We start from the raw sequence: 17,751 nt of genomic DNA on the forward strand, positions 1-17,751 counted from the left end.
GGATGGGAAGTCGTCCCATTGCGTGGACACGAAGTGACCGCGCGGGGTCAGCGGGGAGCGACCGGGAACGCGTTGGGGGTGCAGACCTTGCCGTCAGCGGCCACGACACCCCGGTTGGAGAGGTCGACCTCGTTCAGCCGGGCCACGTAGTCGTTCGCCACGCCGAAGGTCTGCTGCATCATCACGGGCGCCGGCTGGCCGTTCTCCTTGCAGCCCTCGTGCGGGTTCTTCAGCACGTGGCCGACCTCGTGGTTCACCGCGTACGTCCGGTAGAACGACAGGTCCGTGTTGAACGCCTTCGCGCCGCGCACCCACCGCGCCACGTTGATCACCACGCGCTTGGTCGGCGGGTGCCAGCACGACGTCTCGTACTGGATCTGGAACCCGCACAGCCCGTGGGTCGTGTTCGGCGTCGTCAGGCTGATGACGAAGTCGACCGGACCGCTGTCCACGCGCTGCATGGCCACCTGGCCGGTGCCGACCCAACTGCGCTGGTCGGCCAGCATCCCGTCGATGGTCCGGGCGAAGGCGTCCCGGTCGCCGCCGAAGTCCGCCGCGTCGATGCCGTCCTCGATGGCGATCGAGTACTTGTAGAGCTTGCCCGTGCCGGCCTGCGCGGTGCCGCCCGGCAGGACCTGCCACGTCCCGGCGCCCTGCTCGGAGTACTTGGGCCCGTCGGGCAGCTCGGCGGTCGGGATGTTGACCAGGTCGACCTTGGACGGCGGCGTCTCGGTGGCCACCGGCGGGCCGGAGGACATGCTGGTCCCGGGCGCGGCGCCGGCGTTGTCGGTGCCGGACTGGCCGGCTTCGCCGATCTTCGTCGGCGCGGCGGTGTCGAGCACGACCAAGGCGGTCAGCACCAGCAGCACGGGGACCGCGTAGATGCGCCAGCCGTAGTTCGCGACCAGGCCCTTCACCCCGCGCTTGCGCTTGCGGCGGTGCCTGCCCGCGGGTTCCCAGGACGCGGTCAGCGGCTCGGCGGCGGTGCGTCGCGTGCCGCGGCGGTAGCGGTCCTCGGAAGGCGGCGACGGCGCCGCCTCACGCCCACCCTCCGACGTCCGGTTCACGGCGACCAGAGTGCCACAAGCGCCGAAACCCGGTCGACGCCGGTGGCCCTCCGCAGGTCACAGCACTGAACCGATCTACCGGATTCCACCGCACCACCGACTGCGACCGCGCTACCAGTCCGCACCCGCTCCCACATCCCCAGCACGGCCGCGCTACCAGTCCGCACCCCGCTCCCACATGCCCAGCACGGCCCGCGCGACCGTCGTCGGCCGCTCCATCTGCGCCACGTGCCCGGTCCGCGGCAGCACGAGCAGCCGCCCGCGCGGCAGCAGCCGGGCCACCCGCGGCGCCTTGCGGGCGCTGACCAGCTTGTCCTGCGCACCCCACACGACCAGCGCGGGCGCGGTGACCTTCGGCGGCAGCAGCCACATCGACTTCGACCGCGGCACCAGCCACGTCCGGATCAGCTCGACCGTGCTGCGACCCAGCGCGTCGGGCGCCCACGGCTGCGCGGACCGCTCCGTGTACTCCTCGACCGACTGCCGGAACCGCTGGTCGGGCACCTGGGTCGGGTCGGCGAAGCACAGGTTGAGCATCTGCCGGGCGCGCTGCTCGGGGGTCATCAGCGTGAGCTGCCGGCGCACCCGCGGCCCGACGATGGGGAGGAAAGCCAGCGGCATCCGCGGGTCGGACACCCGGCTCAGCCTGGGCCGCAGGTCCGGCACGGCGGGTGAGATCAAGGTCAGCGTTTTCACCAGATCGGGTCGGGTGGAGGCGACGATGAGCGAGATCGCCCCGCCCATGGAGTTCCCGAACAGGTGAACCGGACCCGCCCCGAGCCCGTCGATGAACCCGGCGACGACCTCGGCGTGCGTCGCCATGCTGAACGTGTAGCCGGGGATCGGCTCGGACCGCCCGAACCCCGGCAGGTCCAGCGCGTGCCCCGAGACGTGCCCGGACAGCTGGCCCGCGAGGTCGGTCCAGTTCGTCGCCGAACCGCCCAGGCCGTGCACGTAGACGGCGGTTTCCGCGGCCGGGCCGGGCGTGCGCCGGACGTGCACGCGGTGCCCCGCCACCTCGACGTAGTCACCAGGCCAGGGGCCGCTCGTTGTGTCCAGGGGAGGTAGCGGTGCGGAGGACAGGGGCACGTGGGTGATGGCGGGTCTGCGCGCCTCCAGGGTCTCGGTCACGTCACCAGGATGCCTGCTCGGACGTCCCGTGAAACGGGAAGCTTTCCCGCAACGCTGCTACCAGCGAGTAAGGTTGCTCCCGACGAACCGGGGAGGCCACCCCCCGCCGGTTCCGCGATGTGAAGGCTGGCTGGAGGCACCATGACGGAGACGGCCCAGACCACGGTCGGGCACAACGGCGGCGCGGGACGAGGGGTCCGCCTCCCACGCACCGCCCGGCGTGCCCAGTTGCTGGCCGCGGCGCAGGACGTGTTCGTGACCAACGGCTACCACGCCGCCGCGATGGACGAGATCGCCGAGCGCGCGGGCGTCAGCAAGCCGGTGCTCTACCAGCACTTCCCGGGCAAGCTCGAGCTGTACATGGCCCTGCTCGAGTCCCACGTGGACGAGCTGGTGAACCGGGTGCGCGGCGCGCTGGCGTCCACCACGGACAACAAGCAGCGGGTCAAGGCGACGGTCGCGGCGTTCTACGACTTCGTGGACGGCGAGGGCCAGGCGTTCCGGATGGTGTTCGAGTCGGACCTGCGCGGCGAGCCCGCGGTGGCCCAGGCGGTCGAGCGCGCGACGACCGAGAGCGTGGACGCGATCACCGAGACCATCACCGCCGACACCGGCCTCGACGAGGACCGCGCGCGCCTGCTGGCCGTCGGCCTGGTGGGCCTTTCGCAGGTGACGGCCCGCTCGTGGCTGGCCGACGACCGCAAGGTCCCGAAGGAGGACGCGGTCGCGCTGATCTCCAACCTGGCCTGGCGCGGCATCGGCGGCGGCTTCCCGCTCCAGCACTGAGTTGAATGACCGGCGCCTCCGTCGCGGCGGCGAGGCCGCCTGAAAGTCGGCCCATCGCGTCGATTTCCCGCCGATCGGTGAAGCTGGTCGGCGGGAAATCGACGCGACAGGCCGACGCGGCCTCGCGTGGTGGCCGGCAGCCCGGAAGAGGGCCGGTCCCCCGCGACCGGCCCTCTTCCCTGTTCACAGCAGCGCGGTGATGTGTGCTGTGACCTCTGCTGATCTCTCCAGCGGCAGCATGTGCCCCGCTCCCGGGTAGATCACCAATTCTGTGCCCGGCAACTCGTCCGCAATGGTGCGCGCGTGCCGCAGCGGGGTGAGCTTGTCCGCCCCACCCGCCAAGACCACGCTGGGAATCCCGGCGAACTCCTTCAAAGCAGCTTTCCGGTCGTGGTCGTTGAGGGACTCGCGGAACGCGACCATGGCCACCGGGTTGCACCGGCCGACCATCGCCGCCGTCGACGCCACGTCCGCCCACGACGGCCGCTTGCCGAACAGCAGCCACCGCAGCCCCGGCCGCAACACCTCCGTGCGCTGCAACAACTGCGCCCGCTTCAGCTTCGCGAGCTGCCGGTTCGACGCGGCCTCGCCGGCGAGGAACACCCGGCCCAGCAGGCCCGGGAGCCCGAGCGTCGAGCCGGACAGCTCACCGCACGAGGTCGCGACGAACACGACCCCGGCGACGCGGTCGAGCAGCGTGGGGTGCCGCTCGGCCAGCGCCATGAGCGTCATGCCGCCCATCGAGTGCCCGGCGAACACGATGCGCCCCTTGGGCACCCGTGCCGCGAGCAGCTCGGCCAGGTCGTCCGCGCACTGCGCGATGGTCGCGTCCTGGGCCGTCGCCGCCGCGGATCCGCCATGTCCGCGGTGGTCGTAGCGCAGGACCCGGCCGGGCAGCGCGGGGGCGACGTGGTCCCACGACGTGTGGTCCAGCGTCCACCCGTGCACCAGCACGGTGGTCACGTCGGCGTCGCGCGGACCGGTGTCCACCACGTGCAGGGCGGTGCCGTCCGCGGTCACGAACCGGTGGCCCGGCTCCCAGGGGGCGCTCATCCGATGAGGAACGACCGGCGCCACGCGCGCATCCCCGGCTTGCCGACGAGACCGTTGTCGTCGAGGAACTTCATGATCCCCTTGCCCGCCCACTGGATCGTCTCGTGCCAGTGCGGGTTGGACAGGGCCGCCTTGTGCGCCTCGTCCCTGTCCAGGCCGACCGCCGCGTACACCTCGGGGTTGATGATCGACCGAGTCACGAACATCGACGTCGTCGCGAGCAGCCACCGCTGGAACGGCAGCTCCTTCTTGGTGATCGTCTGCATCCCGCGCACGACCTCCTCGCGGGCGAACCGCACGTGCCGCGCCTCCTCCAGCACGTGGATGCGGTTGACCATCCGCACCAGCGGCTGGACGGTCTCGTCGACCATGGTCTCGCGCTGGAGCTTATCGAGGATCTCCTCCGCGACCAGGATCGAGCCGTACAGCGCGGGGCCGTAGCCGATCACCGGCAGCAGCTTGGCCAGGTGGTAGGTGTAGCGGCGGGGGCCGTAGGGCGGGCACCCGATGCGCTCGACCATGCGGGCGAACATGGTGGAGTGCCGGCACTCGTCGGCGACCTCGGTCAGCGCGTACTGCGCGTGCTTGGTCGTCGGGTCGGACCGGTAGACCTCCTTGAGCAGCATCTGCATGAGCAGGATCTCGAACCACAGCCCGACGCTGGCGACGCTGGCGACCTCGTGGCGGGACAGGTCGATCCGCTGCTCCTCCGACATGCGCTCCCACAGCGCGGTGCCGTAGAGGGAGCACCGGTGCTCGGGGGTGTAGCGCAGGCCCTCGACCAGCGGCGCGTTCCAGTCGATGTCGACCTCGGGGTCGTAGAACTTGTCAGCCGAGGAGTTGAGCAGCCGCTCGGCGGTTTTCTCGCGATCGGCGACCTTCAAGGTCCTCGTCATCGGGTCCCTCCCCGCTCGGGTTTATCTGTGACTTGAGGTAACAGTTACTTCTGGTAGCGTGCGTCACATGGCTCGAACTGTCAAGGGCGGAACGGACGCACGTCGGGAGCGCTGGAAGGGGCACCGCGAGGCGCGCCGGGCGGAGTTCGTCGAGGCGACCATCCGCGCGGTCGCCCGGCACGGCCCCGACGTGGGGATGGACGAGATCGCCGCCGAGGCGGGAGTCAGCAAACCCGTGCTGTACCGGCACTTCACCGACAAGTCCGACCTGTACCTGGCGGTCGGGCGGCGGGGCACCGAGTTGCTGATGGAGTCGATGGTCCCGGCGATCGCCGAGAACGGCCCGATCCGCACCCGCATCCGCCGGATCGTGGACGCGTACCTGACGGTCATCGAGGACAACCCGAACCTGTACCGGTTCGTGGTGCGCAAGTCCTTCGCCGACCGGCCGGTCGAGCAGGACGTGGTGCAGGAGGACAAGGAGCTGATCGCGGCGGCCCTGGCCCGGCTGCTCGGCGACTACCTGCGCGCGTTCGACATGGACTCCGGCGGCGCCGAGCCGTGGGCGCACGCGCTGGTCGGCATGGTGCAGAACGCCGGCGACTGGTGGCTGGAGCGCCAGTCCATGACGCGGGCGAGCCTGAGCGACTACCTGACCACCATCATCTGGCACGCCATCGACGGCCTGCTCCGCTCCGCGGGCATCGAACTCGACCCGGACGCGCCGCTGACCACCGATTTCTCCACCGAGCCCGCCCGGCTGCGGCTCGTCAACGGCGAGGAGGCGTGATGTCCGTGCAGCACGAGGAGCAGGAGGAGCACCACGAGGACGGCTACACCGGGTCCGCGGTCCTGGTGTTCGACCAGCGCGAGGTGCCGGTCGAGGTGGCGCTGCGCGGGTACTTCCAGCCCATCGACGGGCGGTACCACTGGTACGGCCGGGTCGCGGCGAACGAGCAGGTCACCGAGCTGGTGGAGGGCGGTGCGCGGACCGCGCTGCTGCGCACCCCGGACGGTTCGGCGACCGGCCAGTTGACCGACCCGGACCCCTGGTCGCGCTACCGCGTCGCGGGGATCTCCACCCCGCCGTTCCGCGTTTGATTGCGCCGCCTCCGGCGTCGCGGCGAGGCCGCCTGAGAGTCGGCCCATCGCGCCGCGTTTCCCGCCGATCGGAAGAGCTGATCGGCGGGAAACGCGCCGCGTCAGGACGACGCGCCCTCGCTCCCGGGCTTGAACGAGTAGCGCCGACCTGCAAGAACGACGAGAGGGGCACCCGCGGCGGGTGCCCCTCTCGTCGTTCGAAAGCTCGTTCAGTCCGCGACGAAACCGACGCGACGCGAGTCGCTCGGCCCGATCTCCACGTACGCGATGCGCGCCGAGGGCACCACGAACCGGGCGCCCTTCTGGTCGACCAGCGTGAGGTGACCGCTGCCCGCCTTCAGCGCGTCCGCGACCTGCGTCTCCACCTCGTCGGGGGAAAGAGCGCTCGACACCACCAGCTCACGCGGGCTGTCCGCGACGCCGACCCTGACCTCCACGCTGACCTCCGTACACGCGTGGACCACCGGCTTGCGGCGGCGGTCCGACAACTGTCGAAACCAACCCTAGCCGAGGCCGAGGGCCGTCATGCGGCGCGTGTGGCTCTGCTGGAGCCGCCGGAACAGCGCCGCGATGCCCGCGAGGTCCCCGGAGCCGCGCACGATCAGCTCGGCCAGCGGATCGCGCTCCGCCACCACGTACTGGGCCTGCGTCAACGCTTCCCCGAGCAGCCGGCGACCCCACAGAGTGAGCCGGTCCCTCACCTTCGGGTCGTTCTCGCAGACCGCCCGGACTTCGCGCTCGGCGAACGCGGAGTGCCCCGTGTCGGCCAGCACGGCGAGCACGAGTTCCTTGGTCGGCTCGTCGTCGAGCCACCCGGCGACCTCGCGGTAGAAGTCCGCCGCCAGCCCGTCGCCGACGTAGGCCTTGACCAGCGACTCGTGCCACGACTTGGGCGCGGTGGAGGCGTGGAAGGCGTCGAAGCCCGACACGAACGGGCGCATCGCGTCCTCGACCGAGTGGCCGTGGGCAGCCAGGTACTTCTCGATCAGGGTGTAGTGCCCGATCTCGGCCGCCGCCATCGCCGACAGGTCCGCCCGGCCGGCGAGGGTGGGCGCGGTCCGCGCGTCCTCGGCCAACCGGTCGAACGCCGACAGCTCGCCGTACGCGAGCGCGCCGAGGAGGTCGACCACGCCCTCCGCCACCTGCCCGGACACCACCGTCTGACCCGCCTCCGCCTCACCCATGCCGAGCAGCCTAGTGTCCGGCGGGGCCGCGTCGGCTTGTCGCGTCGCCTTTCCCGACGATCACGCTTTTCGGTCGGCGGGAAACGCGGCGCGACGAGCCGACTCCCCGGCGACCCCGCCCGCGACGCCGGAGGCGGCGCCATCCAACACAGTGGTGTTGGCAACAGGCCACGCGTGGGAAGCCGCAGGTACTCCGCCTGTTCCACCCCGATCGGCCTAGTCGCCGGGTAGACTCGCCCCTTGACGCCCGGCGCGGCGCGGCCCAGTGGGGGCTCGCAGCGGTGCCGCAGGCTGAAACTACGGCGGCACCGTGCCGCCCGGAGAGGGTGCGCGCATACCTCGCAGGCCCTCCCGCGCCACTGCCCGGCCGCTCCCCACGGCCGAGAGGCGGCAGGCGTGGTCGAGCGGCCCGTACAGGCCGTGCGCGCTGGTACGAGAGAGGCGATCATCCTGACCGCGACGAACGAACGAACGCATCTTGATCCGGTGGCCCTCGAGCACTCCGAGGCCGGAGTGCCCGATGAGGACACCTCCCACCCGCTGGTCGCGAACGCGCCGGTCCGCAGCGACTCCCCCACGTTCACCGAGATGGGTGTGCGCGAGGAGATCGTCCGGGCGCTGGCCGAGGCCGGCATCGAGCGGGCCTTCGCCATCCAGGAGCTGACGCTGCCGCTGGCCCTGGCCGGTGACGACGTCATCGGGCAGGCCCGCACGGGCACCGGCAAGACCCTGGGCTTCGGCATCCCGCTGCTCCAGCGCATCACCGTGCCGGGTGATGGCACCCCGCAGGCGCTGGTGGTCGTCCCGACCCGCGAGCTGTGCCTCCAGGTCACCCACGACCTGACCGACGCGTCCAAGCACCTGGGCGTCCGCGTGCTGGCCATCTACGGCGGCCGGCCGTACGAGCCGCAGATCGCGGCCCTGCGCAAGGGCGTTGACGTGGTCGTCGGCACCCCGGGCCGCCTGCTCGACCTCGCCGAGCAGCGCCACCTGGTGCTGGGCAAGGTCCGCGGCCTGGTGCTGGACGAGGCCGACGAGATGCTCGACCTGGGCTTCCTGCCCGACATCGAGCGCATCCTGCGCATGGTGCCCGACCAGCGGCAGACCATGCTGTTCTCGGCGACCATGCCCGGCCCGATCATCACGCTGGCCCGCACGTTCCTCAACCAGCCCACGCACGTCCGGGCCGAGGAGAACGACGCCGGCGCGATCCACGAGCGCACCGAGCAGTTCGTCTACCGGGCCCACGCGCTGGACAAGACCGAGCTGCTGGCCCGCGCCCTCCAGGCCCGCGAGCGCGGCCTGTCGATGATCTTCGCCCGGACCAAGCGCACCGCCCAGAAGGTCGCCGACGAGCTGGTGGAACGCGGTTTCGCCGCCGCCGCCGTCCACGGCGACCTGGGCCAGGGGGCGCGCGAACAGGCGCTGCGGGCGTTCCGCAGCGGCAAGATCGACGTCCTGGTGGCGACCGACGTGGCCGCGCGCGGCATCGACGTCGAGGGCGTCACGCACGTGATCAACTACCAGTGCCCGGAGGACGAGAAGACCTACGTGCACCGCATCGGCCGCACCGGTCGCGCGGGCCGCACGGGTGTCGCCGTCACCCTCGTGGACTGGGACGAGATCCCGCGCTGGAAGTCGATCAGCGACGCGCTGGGCCTGGACAAGCCGGAGCCGGTGGAGACGTACTCGACGTCCGACCACCTGTTCGCCGACCTGGACATCCCGGCCGGCTCGACCGGCCGCCTCCCGCTGGGCCTGCGCACCCGCGCCGGGCTGGACGCGGAGGTCGAGGAGGACCTCAGCGGCGGCAAGGGCAAGCGCAAGCGCCGCCGCCGCAGCTCCGGTTCGGGCTCCGCCTCGACGTCGGGTGACACCCCGCAGGCCGAGGAGCAGTCGGAGGACACCACCCGCCCCCGCCGCACCCGCAACCGCACCCGCCGCCGCGGCGGGGTCGTCGTGAACGGCGAGAACACCGCCGAGACCCCGACCTCGGAGGCCCCGGCCCAGTCCGAGCAGGCCGCCGAGGGCTCTTCGGACCGCCCCCGCCGCCGTCGTCGCCGCCGCTCCGGTGTGGAGACCGGCGGTTCCGCCGACGCCACCGCGTCGGCAGACTGACGCCTTACACGGATCACCGGCCACGTGCGGCAGCATGTGGCCGGACAGATCACCCCACCGAAACGCAGCGGGAGCCGGGCAGTGGGTCAGCCGGAGCAGGCGGAGTCGAACAGTCGGGTCGTCGTGGACACCACGACCGAAGACGGACCGGCCGAGCACGAGACCGGGCACGCGCCCGGTGAGGACGTCCTGGGCGGCGACCACACCCCACCGGTCGACGACGAGCCGGTGCTGCCCGCGCGGTCCTGGCGGCGGCGCGGGGACTACATCGCGCTGACCCTGCTGGTGGTCGGGGTGCTGGCGGCGAGCCTGCTGGTGTGGGCGTTCAGCGACGCCCGGAACACCGTGTCGCAGACCGGTCCGAGCCAGGTCACGCCGCTGCCGCCGGTGACGGTGCTGCCGCCGTCCATGGGCGAGGTGTGGCGCGCGCCCAGCGGCGCCACCCAGCAACCGGTCAGCCTCGACTCCGTGGTGGTGACCGGCGACGGTGGCGAGGTCGTCGGCCGGGACGCGGTGACCGGCGACGTCCGCTGGCGGTACAGCCGCGACTGGCCGCTGTGCACGGTCAGCACCGCGTGGGGCCGGGTGTTCGCGCTCTACCGCAAGGACACCAACTGCTCGGAGCTGACCACGCTGGACGCCGCGTCCGGCAAGCGCGGCCCGCAGCGCAACGGCGACGCCGCCCTCGACACCCGCCTGCTCAACGAGGGCTCGCACGTCGCCACCACCGGCGAGACCTACTTCGAGGTCTACCGCCGCGACGACCTGGTCCGCTCGCTGGAGTACGGCACGCTGCGGGCCATCGTGAACCCCAACAAGCAGCCCCGGCCCGGCTGCCAGTACGGGTCGTTCGCGGTGACCGGCGGCAAGCTCGCGGTGGTCGAGCGCTGCTACGCGCAGGACCCGTCGGACCGGCTGACCGTGCTCAAGCCCAACCCGGAGAAGTCCGACGAGCCGCAGGTGCTCAGCACCGTCATCATCGGCGCCAAGGGCGCGCGGGTGATCGCGGTGAGCGGCAACCGGGTGGCCGTCGCGGTGCCCGGCAAGGTGCAGGTGTTCGACACCGACTCGGGCAGCCTGGTCGCGGACTACCCGGTCGAGGTCACCGCCGACGAGCTGGCGGGTGACCCGCCCGGCCGCGTGGTGCCGACCATGACCAGCACGGCGAACGTCTACTGGTTCACCGGGTCGCGCACGGTCGCGTTGTCCCTGGTCGACCTGAAGCCGGTGTGGTCCATGCCGTCCAAGGGTCCTGGCACGACGCTCGCGGGCCGGGTCCTGGTGCCGGTGCCCGGCGCGCTGGCCGTGGTGGACCAGCTCACCGGCCAGGAGGCGGGCCGCATCCCGGTCGACCGGGGCGGCTACGACGGTCCGGTGCAGATGGCCACGGAAGGCCCCATCGTGCTGGAGCAGCGCGGCGACACCCTCGTCGCCCTGCGCTGACCCCGCTCACGCTCCGCCACTCGCCGGGGGACGCACCGCAGCGCGTCCCCGGCGAGTGCCGATTCGACCACGCACGAGGCCGCGTCGTGCGGCACACTTCGAAGCGTGTACTCCCAGCTCAGCCCTCACCGCGCGCAGCGGGTCGACCTGCCGGGCCGCTACGGCCCGGTGGCCGCCCTGCGCGCCTCCGCCGCGGGCGTCGACCTCGGTGCGACGGCGCTGCTGGTACCGGGCTACACGGGGTCCAAAGAGGACTTCGCACCGATGATCGACCCGATCGCGGACGCGGGCCTGGAGGTCGTCGCGATCGACCTGCCCGGCCAGTACGAGTCGGCCGGCCCCACCGCCGAAGCCGACTACCGCCCGGGTCCGCTCGGCGCGGCGCTGGCGGAACTGGTCGGCAAGTTGACCGCCGAAGGCCGCCGGGTCCTGCTCCTGGGTCACTCCTACGGCGGCCTGGTGGCCCGCGCGGCCGTCTTGGCCGGCGCGCCGATCTCCGGCCTGACGCTGCTGTCCTCCGGCCCGTCCGAACTCCCGCCGGGCGAACGCCGCACGGCGCTGGACTACGGCGAGATCACCCTCCGGGAGCAGGGCATCGAGGCCTCGCAGCGGCTGAACGAGGTGCGCGCCGCCCTGCACCCGAGGTGGTCGCTGATGCCGCAGGAGCTGAAGGACTTCTACCGGGAACGCTTCCTGCGCTCCACCCCGGCGGGCCTGCTCGGCATGGGCGACTCCCTGCGCACCGAGCCGGACCTGGTGGCCAAGCTGGCCCGGACCCTGCGCGCGGCCTGCATCCCGTGCCTGGTCGTGTGCGGCGAACTCGACGACGCCTGGTCGGCGGCGGGCCAGCGGGACATGGCCGAACGCCTGGACGCCGACTTCGCGGTCCTGAAGGGCGTCATGCACTCCCCCAACACCGAGGCCCCGAAAGAACTCCTGGCGACCCTCCTGCCGACGTGGCGCGCCTGGCTCTCGGCCTGACCGCTAGACGGCGATCGCGATCAGTGCCCCGACCAGCATGAACGGGCCGAACGCCAACTCGTCCCGCACGGTGATCCGCCGCGCCGCGAGCAGCGCCAGGGTCGTCAGAGCCGGCAGAACGAAGGCCGGCGCGCCGCCAACACCAGATCCGGCCACCCCGGCCGGCCCAGCGCCGCCCCCAGGACACCGGCCAGCTTCAACCGCCAGGACCTGCGTTTCACGCCTCTACGAGGAGCTCGGCGCATCGAACCGCGCCCAAGCCATCATGGCGGCCCTCCGCCGGCCTGATCCGCAGCGAGTACGCGTCCTGACTCAGGCCCACCAGTAGACCCACAACACCAGCGCACCGACCATGAGCACCCCGAGGCCGGCCCCCGCGGCCACCCACCGCCGAGCCCGGTCGGCGACGACCTGGCCCACCACGGCCACCAGTCCCGCCACCACGTGGCCCACCACCATGTCGACGCCCGGACCGTGCAGCTCACGGGTCCCCGCGTAGACCTGCACCCCGAGCAACGCCAACGCGAGCAGCACGAGACCCACGGCCACCGCGCCGCTGACACCGCGCCACACCCGAAGCAGCCGCGGTTCGGTCTCCACCTGTGTCACGTGTCTCCCTACGGCGCGAGGAGCGCCCACGGATCGAGTGTCGGGGCCGCCTGCTGCCCTTCCGGGCAGCTGCGGCGGAAGTCGCACCAGGTGCACTGGTTGCCGGTGCGGGGCGGGAAGAGGATCTCCGGGTCGCCGCCCGCGGCGAGGGTGTCGCTCGCGAGCCCCAACTCGTCGGCGGACTCCTCGGCCCGCGAGACGTGCCGCGCCAGGCTCTCCTCGGTGTGCTCCCACACCGCCACCGTGCCGGTGGGCAGGTGGTGCAGTTCGACCCGTCGGCACGGCTTGCGCAAGGTACGCCGTGCGGCGAGCGCGTACAAGGCCAACGCCTGCGAGCCGCGAGCGTCGTCCACGGTCAACGCGTGCCGGCCGGTCTTGTAGTCGACGATCACCAGCTCCCCGTCACGCAGGTCGATCCGGTCGACCCGCCCTTCGGCGACGATCCGCTGAGTGGGTGTCGAGACCCACCGCTCGATCCCGATCGGCTCGATCGACGTGTCGAGGTCGGCCACGTAGTCCCGGACCCACCCCTCGGCGCGGGTGCGGTAGACGGCGGCCTGCTCGGCGTCCCGGAACCCCTCGTCCTTCCACTGCCGGTTGAGGAGCGCGACGGCCTGCTCCGGCGTGCGCTTCTCCGCGGGCAGGTCGAACAGGGCCTTGAGCGCGTTGTGCACCACGGCCCCGAGCGTGTTGTGCGCCCAGGCCCCGCCGCGGGGCGGGGTGGGCCGGTCGAGGTAGGCCATGCGGAAGCGCCGCGGGCAATCAGCCCAGGTGGCGAGCTTCGCCGGCGTCACCTTGACCAACTTCTTCGGCATGACCCCGAAGTCGAACCCCAACTGATCCGCCACGCTCACAACGCTACCCAGGTACCCCGACAGTCAACCCAGCGGCTGTCTGTAGTGGCGGGGCCGGCGGGCCGGCGTGGAAGGGCGAGCGGGGCCGGGCGCCAGAGCGGGGCGGGCAGGCCGGGCGAGGCGCGGCCTGCCCGGCGCGGTAGGCGCGGCAGGGTGGCGCGGCCCGGCGGGCGCGGGAGTGTTGGCGCAGCGGTGGGCGGGCGAGGGAGGGTTGGCGCAGCGGTGGGTGGGTGTGGGAGCGAGGCTGTGGTGGCGGGGGTGGTTGGTGTGGTGGGGGCGGCCTCCGGCCCCCGGTTCCATTGTCGCGCGGGGGTACGACAGTTTTAGGGGTGGCGAGCAGGGAGGAGTTAGCCGACCAGGATTTTGGAGCCGGTGGCCCGGTCGGCCAAGGCGTCCAGGACCTCGGGGGACGTTGTCTCGGCGCCCAGCTTCACGGTCTTGTTGGTGCCGTGGTAGTCCGAAGAACCCGTGACCAACAGGCCCAGCTCGTCCGCCAGGCCGCGCAGGCGGGCGCGGGTGGCCGGGTCGTGGTCTGGGTGGTCCACCTCCACGCCCGTCAGGCCCAAGTCCGTCAAGTCGGCCAGGACCTGCTCGGAGACGATCGGGCCGCGGGACGACGCGAAGGGGTGGGCCAAGACCGTCACCCCGCCGGCCTCGGCGATCATCTCGATCGCCCGCGCGACCGGTGTGTCCGTCCGCGGCACGTAGTACCGGCCGCCGGTCAGGTAGCGGGCGAAAGCCTCGTCGACCGTCGACACCACGCCGGCCCGGATCAGTGCCATCGCCAGGTGTGGTCGGCCCGCCGGAGCGTCGGTGGGCATGGACGCCATCAGCTCGTCCGGGTCGATCGGGAACCCGTCCTCCACCATGCGCAGCGCCATCTTGCGCAGCCGCTGCCGCCGTTCGAAGCGCAGCCGCAACTGCTCCTCGACCAACGCCGGCGAGGTCGGGTCGTAGAGGTAGGCCAGCAGGTGGACGGTGATCGTCCGCCCGGAACCGTTGTCGGACGCGCAGGACAGCTCCGCGCCGCGCACCAGCCTCAGGCCCGGGGGCAGCGCCGCCGCCGCCTCGGCCCAGCCGGCCGCGGTGTCGTGGTCCGTCAGCGCCACCGCGGACAGGCCGGCGGCCGCCGCGGCGGTCACCAGCTGCGCGGGCGTGTCGGTCCCGTCGGACTCGGTCGAGTGGGTGTGCAGGTCGATGCGCACCCACCCAGTCTGACCTACGGCACCATCTTCTTCCCGCGCGCCGCCCGCTGCGCCTTGATCATCGAGAACCGCTCGGCCTGCGCCTTCTTGTCGCCGAAGGTCAGCTCCGAGATGGCGTCGTAGACCTCCTCGGGGTTCGGCAGGTACTCGATCCGGTTCAGCGCCTGGATCTGACCGGCCGACTCCACGATCAGGGTGCCGAAGCCGAACATCCGCCCGAGCACCGAGCGCTCGTAGGTGAGGTCGGTGACCTTGCTGATCGGCATCATGGCCACCTTGGTCTCGAAGACCCCCGAGGAGATCATGAACCGCTTGTCGGTGACGACGATGCGCTCCACCCACCACTCCATGACGAAGTAGGTGAGCCTGAGCAGCACGAACAGCGCCGCGTACCACAGGATGTTCTGGACCACGCCCAGGTTCTGGGGCAGCAGGTACGAGATCATCATGCAGCCGGCGAGCAGCGCCGCCGCCTCCAGGAGATCCCAGAGCAGGCTGCTCCAGTGCCTGCGGACCCGGATGACCCGCCGCTCCGTCGGGAGCAGGTACTCGTCGGGGTCACGTGGTGCGAACATGCCGGTGGACCCTTCGCCGTGGGTGGAGGTGCCGGGCGCCTGCCTCAGAACAATTGTTTCACGAAGGTGATGAGCGCCTCAGCAGCTTCCCGCAGCGTGCCCAAGATGTTCTGCACCAGCTGAGCCGCCTGGTTCGGCTCCGCGATGAGGAAGAACAGGAGCAAGCCGACCCCGGCGAAGGTGAGAATCTTCTTCAGATTCACGGTGATCAACCCCGTTCGCTACCGCACCCGTTTGGCGCCAGTGAAAACCGTTGTACCGCACCACGCGGCACCTTGGGAGTTTTGTACCGCACTTGGGTCAGCGCCCTGCACCGCCGTTCCGGGGTGACTACACTGAGTCACCATGACGGCCGATGGAGCCCCCTTGATCCGCTGTGTCGGCGGCATCGTGCATGACTCGAACGGGCGACTGCTACTCGTGCGAAGGGCCAATCCCCCAGGTGAGGGACAGTGGTCGATACCGGGTGGACGAGTCGAGCCCGGCGAGGACGACCGGACGGCGGTGATCCGCGAAATCCGTGAGGAGACCGGTCTCCTGGTGACGGTGGGTGAGTTGATAGGGAACGTCACCCGACCGGCGGTGCACGGCGTGTACGACATCCACGACTACGCCTGCCAGGTGCGATCCGGTGTGCTCCGAGCGGGGGACGACGCCGCCGAGGTCCGATGGGTGACGGGTGCGATCTTGGACACACTTCCGCTCTCCGAAGGCCTCTACGCGACCCTGGAGGCCTGGGGACAGCTCCCCCGGACCTGATCGACTTCGCCCGATCGGGTCCCACCGCCCCGCGAGGCCGCGTCGGTCTGTCGCGGCGGGTTTCCTCCGATCACGCCCTTCGATCGGAGGAAACCCGCCGCGATGGGCCGACTTTCAGGCGGCCTCGCCGCGACGCCGGAGGCGGCGCCGATGTCACAGCAGCCAGGTCAGGCGTTGGCCGTGCAGGGCCGTCTTGCCCAGTGCCTTGGCCGAGCGGACCTCGCCGTCCTCGATCCGCGCGAGCCCGAGCACCCCGAAGGCCGACTCGTCGGCCCGCAGGTCGTCCCGGCCGGGCAGCACGTGCTCCAGACCCGCCGCGTAGCCCTCGTGGCTGACCCACCACGCGGGCCGGTCCAGGCCGCGCAGCGCCGCGACGAACTCGTCGCCGGGCACGTACGGCAGGACGTTGCTGGTGATCACCACCAGCGGCAGCTCGGCGGGCACCAGGGCCGCGGCCTTCCCGAGGTCCGCGACGGCGTCACCGGCGACCAGGGAAGGCGGCGACTTGCGCTGCACGGCCGCCGCCACGCCGAACAGGCGCAGCCGCTCGGGCTGGTCGGCCCAGACGCAGGCCTCCAGCCACGCGTAGGTGTCCTCGTCGGCCAGGTCCGCGGGCGCCCGGTCCAGGCCGACCTTCGCCCCGACCTTCACCGTCTTGGGGATCTTCGGCAGCGTCGCCCCGGGCGCCAGTTCCAGCGCGCAGTGGACGCCCACCGCGGCCTTCGCCGGACCGGCGACCAGCTGGCCCGCCTCCTGCGTCTGGTACCGGTACGCGTACTGGTCCAGACCCAGCAGCAGGCCCGCGGAGCAACCCACCTCCAGCAGGCCGACCGGTCCCTTCACCATCGCCACCGCCGGGTACAGCAGCGCCGCGCGGCGGACCTCGTTGGTCTGGGTCGAGCGGGCCGAGATCAGTTCGCGCATGCGGTCGGCGCGGTCCAGCACGAAGGACCGGAACAGCGGCCACGTGCCCTCGTCCGGTCCGTACGTGCCACCCAGCGACGGGTAGTAGTTCGACAGCTCGTGGAACGGTTCGGCCTGGACCAGCCGGTGCGCCGCCGCCAGCAGGAGCGTCGCGTGGGCGAAGCGCTCCGGGGCGGCGGTCAGCAGGCCGGCGACCTCCGGGTCCTCGGCGGCGTGCGCGGCCAGGTGCTCGTAGAGCGGGGAGACGCCGTGCGCCTCCAGCTCGGCGAAGCGGGCCAGTCGCTGCCGCGCGAGGTCCACGGAGGTCATCTCACTCCTTCGGCTCGGGCCTGCCCGGCTGCTCGCCACCGCGAGCGTCGCCGTAGGACCGCTTGGGCACCATCACCTTGCGCCGGAACACGCAGACGACCGTGCCGTCCTGCTTGTACCCGCGCGTCTCCACGTAGACCACGCCGCGGTCGTCCTTGGACTTCGACGGGGTCTTGTCGAGCACTTCCGTCTCACCGTAGATGGTGTCGCCGTGGAAGGTCGGCTTGATGTGCCGCAGCGACTCGATCTCCAGGTTCGCGATCGCCTTGCCCGACACGTCCGGCACGGACATGCCCAGCAGCAGCGAGTAGATGTAGTTGCCGACCACGACGTTCTTGCCGAAGTCGGTGGTCTCCGCCGCGTAGTGCGCGTCCATGTGCAGCGGGTGGTGGTTCATGGTGAGCAGGCAGAACAGGTGGTCGTCGTACTCCGTGACCGTCTTGCCAGGCCAGTGCTTGTAGACCGCGCCGACCTCGAACTCCTCGTAGTAACGCCCGAACTGCACCGCACGCCTCCGTTGGCTTGTGATCGAGAACCCTCACGACCGGGACGACAGTGTGAACTCGGGAGGAGTACCCTCGGCAACCGGTCTGTGAGCGACTCCACCGCCGCGGACGACCGACCCGAGGAGGTGAGGACTACCGATGAGTAACGACCCCCATCCTGCGAGTACCTCGCGCGTCCTCAGCGGAGGGTCGATCTTCTAGGGCCCGGAGCAACACCCGGTCGGGGACGTGCCGTCGCGTTTCGTCGTGC

21 protein-coding genes are annotated in these 17,751 nt (G+C 71.5%); 7 read left to right on the forward strand and 14 right to left on the reverse strand.

Annotation, left to right across the window (positions count from 1 at the left end; genetic code table 11):
• Nucleotides 1-47: 47 nt before the first annotated feature.
• The gene (locus RIN75_RS37175) at nt 48-1,067 is read right to left on the reverse strand and encodes a DUF3152 domain-containing protein (protein ID WP_309116787.1); all 1,020 of its coding nucleotides are present in this window, start codon (nt 1,065-1,067) and stop codon (nt 48-50) included.
• 153 nt (nt 1,068-1,220) lie between these two features.
• On the reverse strand, nt 1,221-2,198 hold the full coding sequence (locus RIN75_RS37180; protein ID WP_309116788.1) for an alpha/beta fold hydrolase: 978 nt from the start codon (nt 2,196-2,198) through the stop codon (nt 1,221-1,223).
• Between the two features lie 141 nt (nt 2,199-2,339).
• On the opposite strand from RIN75_RS37180, the gene RIN75_RS37185 reads away from it, so the two are divergent.
• Complete coding sequence (locus RIN75_RS37185) at nt 2,340-2,984, forward strand: TetR/AcrR family transcriptional regulator (protein ID WP_309116789.1); 645 nt, start codon at nt 2,340-2,342, stop codon at nt 2,982-2,984.
• 183 nt (nt 2,985-3,167) lie between these two features.
• Here the strand turns inward: RIN75_RS37185 and RIN75_RS37190 are convergent, their stop codons facing one another.
• Nucleotides 3,168-4,037: an alpha/beta hydrolase gene (locus RIN75_RS37190; protein ID WP_309116790.1), complete on the reverse strand. Its 870-nt coding sequence runs from the start codon at nt 4,035-4,037 to the stop codon at nt 3,168-3,170.
• Entirely contained in the window at nt 4,034-4,933 is a 900-nt protein-coding gene (locus RIN75_RS37195) for a diiron oxygenase (RefSeq protein ID WP_309116791.1), read from the reverse strand. The genes RIN75_RS37190 and RIN75_RS37195 overlap by 4 nt, the downstream gene beginning before the upstream one ends.
• Before the next feature lie 67 nt (nt 4,934-5,000).
• On the opposite strand from RIN75_RS37195, the gene RIN75_RS37200 reads away from it, so the two are divergent.
• Both RIN75_RS37200 and RIN75_RS37205 read left to right on the forward strand, forming a co-directional pair.
• On the forward strand, nt 5,001-5,723 hold the full coding sequence (locus RIN75_RS37200) for a TetR/AcrR family transcriptional regulator (protein ID WP_309116792.1): 723 nt from the start codon (nt 5,001-5,003) through the stop codon (nt 5,721-5,723).
• Nucleotides 5,723-6,034, forward strand: coding sequence for a DUF4873 domain-containing protein (locus RIN75_RS37205; RefSeq protein WP_309116793.1), 312 nt, complete (start codon nt 5,723-5,725; stop codon nt 6,032-6,034). Before RIN75_RS37200 ends, RIN75_RS37205 begins: the two co-directional genes overlap by 1 nt.
• A gap of 209 nt (nt 6,035-6,243) precedes the next feature.
• On the opposite strand, the gene RIN75_RS37210 is transcribed toward RIN75_RS37205, so the two are convergent.
• Together RIN75_RS37210 and RIN75_RS37215 are read right to left on the reverse strand one after the other, a co-directional pair.
• A complete protein-coding gene (locus tag RIN75_RS37210; protein WP_309116794.1) occupies nt 6,244-6,471 on the reverse strand; it encodes a DUF3107 domain-containing protein in 228 nt (75 codons plus the stop codon).
• A gap of 66 nt (nt 6,472-6,537) precedes the next feature.
• Entirely contained in the window at nt 6,538-7,218 is a 681-nt protein-coding gene (locus RIN75_RS37215; RefSeq protein WP_309116795.1) for a ferritin-like fold-containing protein, read from the reverse strand.
• A gap of 486 nt (nt 7,219-7,704) precedes the next feature.
• On the opposite strand from RIN75_RS37215, the gene RIN75_RS37220 reads away from it, so the two are divergent.
• From RIN75_RS37220 to RIN75_RS37230, 3 genes are all read left to right on the forward strand, one after another.
• Nucleotides 7,705-9,336, forward strand: a complete 1,632-nt coding sequence (locus RIN75_RS37220; protein ID WP_309116796.1) for a DEAD/DEAH box helicase — start codon at nt 7,705-7,707, stop codon at nt 9,334-9,336.
• An 81-nt stretch (nt 9,337-9,417) separates the two neighbouring features.
• Nucleotides 9,418-10,779 carry a PQQ-binding-like beta-propeller repeat protein gene (locus tag RIN75_RS37225; protein WP_309116797.1) on the forward strand — a complete coding sequence of 454 codons (1,362 nt, stop codon included), beginning with the start codon at nt 9,418-9,420 and terminating at the stop codon, nt 10,777-10,779.
• 105 nt (nt 10,780-10,884) lie between these two features.
• The gene (locus RIN75_RS37230; protein ID WP_309116798.1) at nt 10,885-11,760 is read left to right on the forward strand and encodes an alpha/beta hydrolase; all 876 of its coding nucleotides are present in this window, start codon (nt 10,885-10,887) and stop codon (nt 11,758-11,760) included.
• A gap of 3 nt (nt 11,761-11,763) precedes the next feature.
• Here the strand turns inward: RIN75_RS37230 and RIN75_RS37235 are convergent, their stop codons facing one another.
• The 6 genes from RIN75_RS37235 to RIN75_RS37260 form a co-directional block, all read right to left on the reverse strand.
• Complete coding sequence (locus tag RIN75_RS37235) at nt 11,764-11,916, reverse strand: hypothetical protein (protein ID WP_309116799.1); 153 nt, start codon at nt 11,914-11,916, stop codon at nt 11,764-11,766.
• 156 nt (nt 11,917-12,072) lie between these two features.
• Complete coding sequence (locus RIN75_RS37240; protein ID WP_309116800.1) at nt 12,073-12,369, reverse strand: hypothetical protein; 297 nt, start codon at nt 12,367-12,369, stop codon at nt 12,073-12,075.
• An 8-nt stretch (nt 12,370-12,377) separates the two neighbouring features.
• Entirely contained in the window at nt 12,378-13,217 is an 840-nt protein-coding gene (locus RIN75_RS37245) for a PD-(D/E)XK nuclease family protein (protein ID WP_309116801.1), read from the reverse strand.
• Between the two features lie 353 nt (nt 13,218-13,570).
• Nucleotides 13,571-14,428 (reverse strand): PHP domain-containing protein, encoded by an 858-nt coding sequence (locus RIN75_RS37250; RefSeq protein ID WP_309116802.1) that lies wholly within the window; start codon nt 14,426-14,428, stop codon nt 13,571-13,573.
• A 14-nt stretch (nt 14,429-14,442) separates the two neighbouring features.
• Nucleotides 14,443-15,003 (reverse strand): PH domain-containing protein, encoded by a 561-nt coding sequence (locus RIN75_RS37255; RefSeq protein WP_309116803.1) that lies wholly within the window; start codon nt 15,001-15,003, stop codon nt 14,443-14,445.
• A 44-nt stretch (nt 15,004-15,047) separates the two neighbouring features.
• Nucleotides 15,048-15,206 (reverse strand): hypothetical protein, encoded by a 159-nt coding sequence (locus RIN75_RS37260; RefSeq protein ID WP_309116804.1) that lies wholly within the window; start codon nt 15,204-15,206, stop codon nt 15,048-15,050.
• A 142-nt stretch (nt 15,207-15,348) separates the two neighbouring features.
• Here RIN75_RS37260 and RIN75_RS37265 point away from each other — a divergent pair, with 142 nt between their 5' ends.
• Entirely contained in the window at nt 15,349-15,762 is a 414-nt protein-coding gene (locus tag RIN75_RS37265) for an NUDIX domain-containing protein (protein WP_309116805.1), read from the forward strand.
• A 153-nt stretch (nt 15,763-15,915) separates the two neighbouring features.
• On the opposite strand, the gene RIN75_RS37270 is transcribed toward RIN75_RS37265, so the two are convergent.
• A complete protein-coding gene (locus RIN75_RS37270) occupies nt 15,916-16,995 on the reverse strand; it encodes a DUF2332 domain-containing protein (protein ID WP_309116806.1) in 1,080 nt (359 codons plus the stop codon).
• Between the two features lies 1 nt (nt 16,996).
• The gene (locus tag RIN75_RS37275) at nt 16,997-17,500 is read right to left on the reverse strand and encodes a MaoC family dehydratase (protein WP_121222903.1); all 504 of its coding nucleotides are present in this window, start codon (nt 17,498-17,500) and stop codon (nt 16,997-16,999) included.
• Between the last annotated feature and the right edge of the window lie 251 nt (nt 17,501-17,751).

The sequence above is a fragment of the Saccharothrix sp. genome, assembly GCF_031180885.1.
Taxonomy (GTDB): domain Bacteria; phylum Actinomycetota; class Actinomycetes; order Mycobacteriales; family Pseudonocardiaceae; genus Actinosynnema.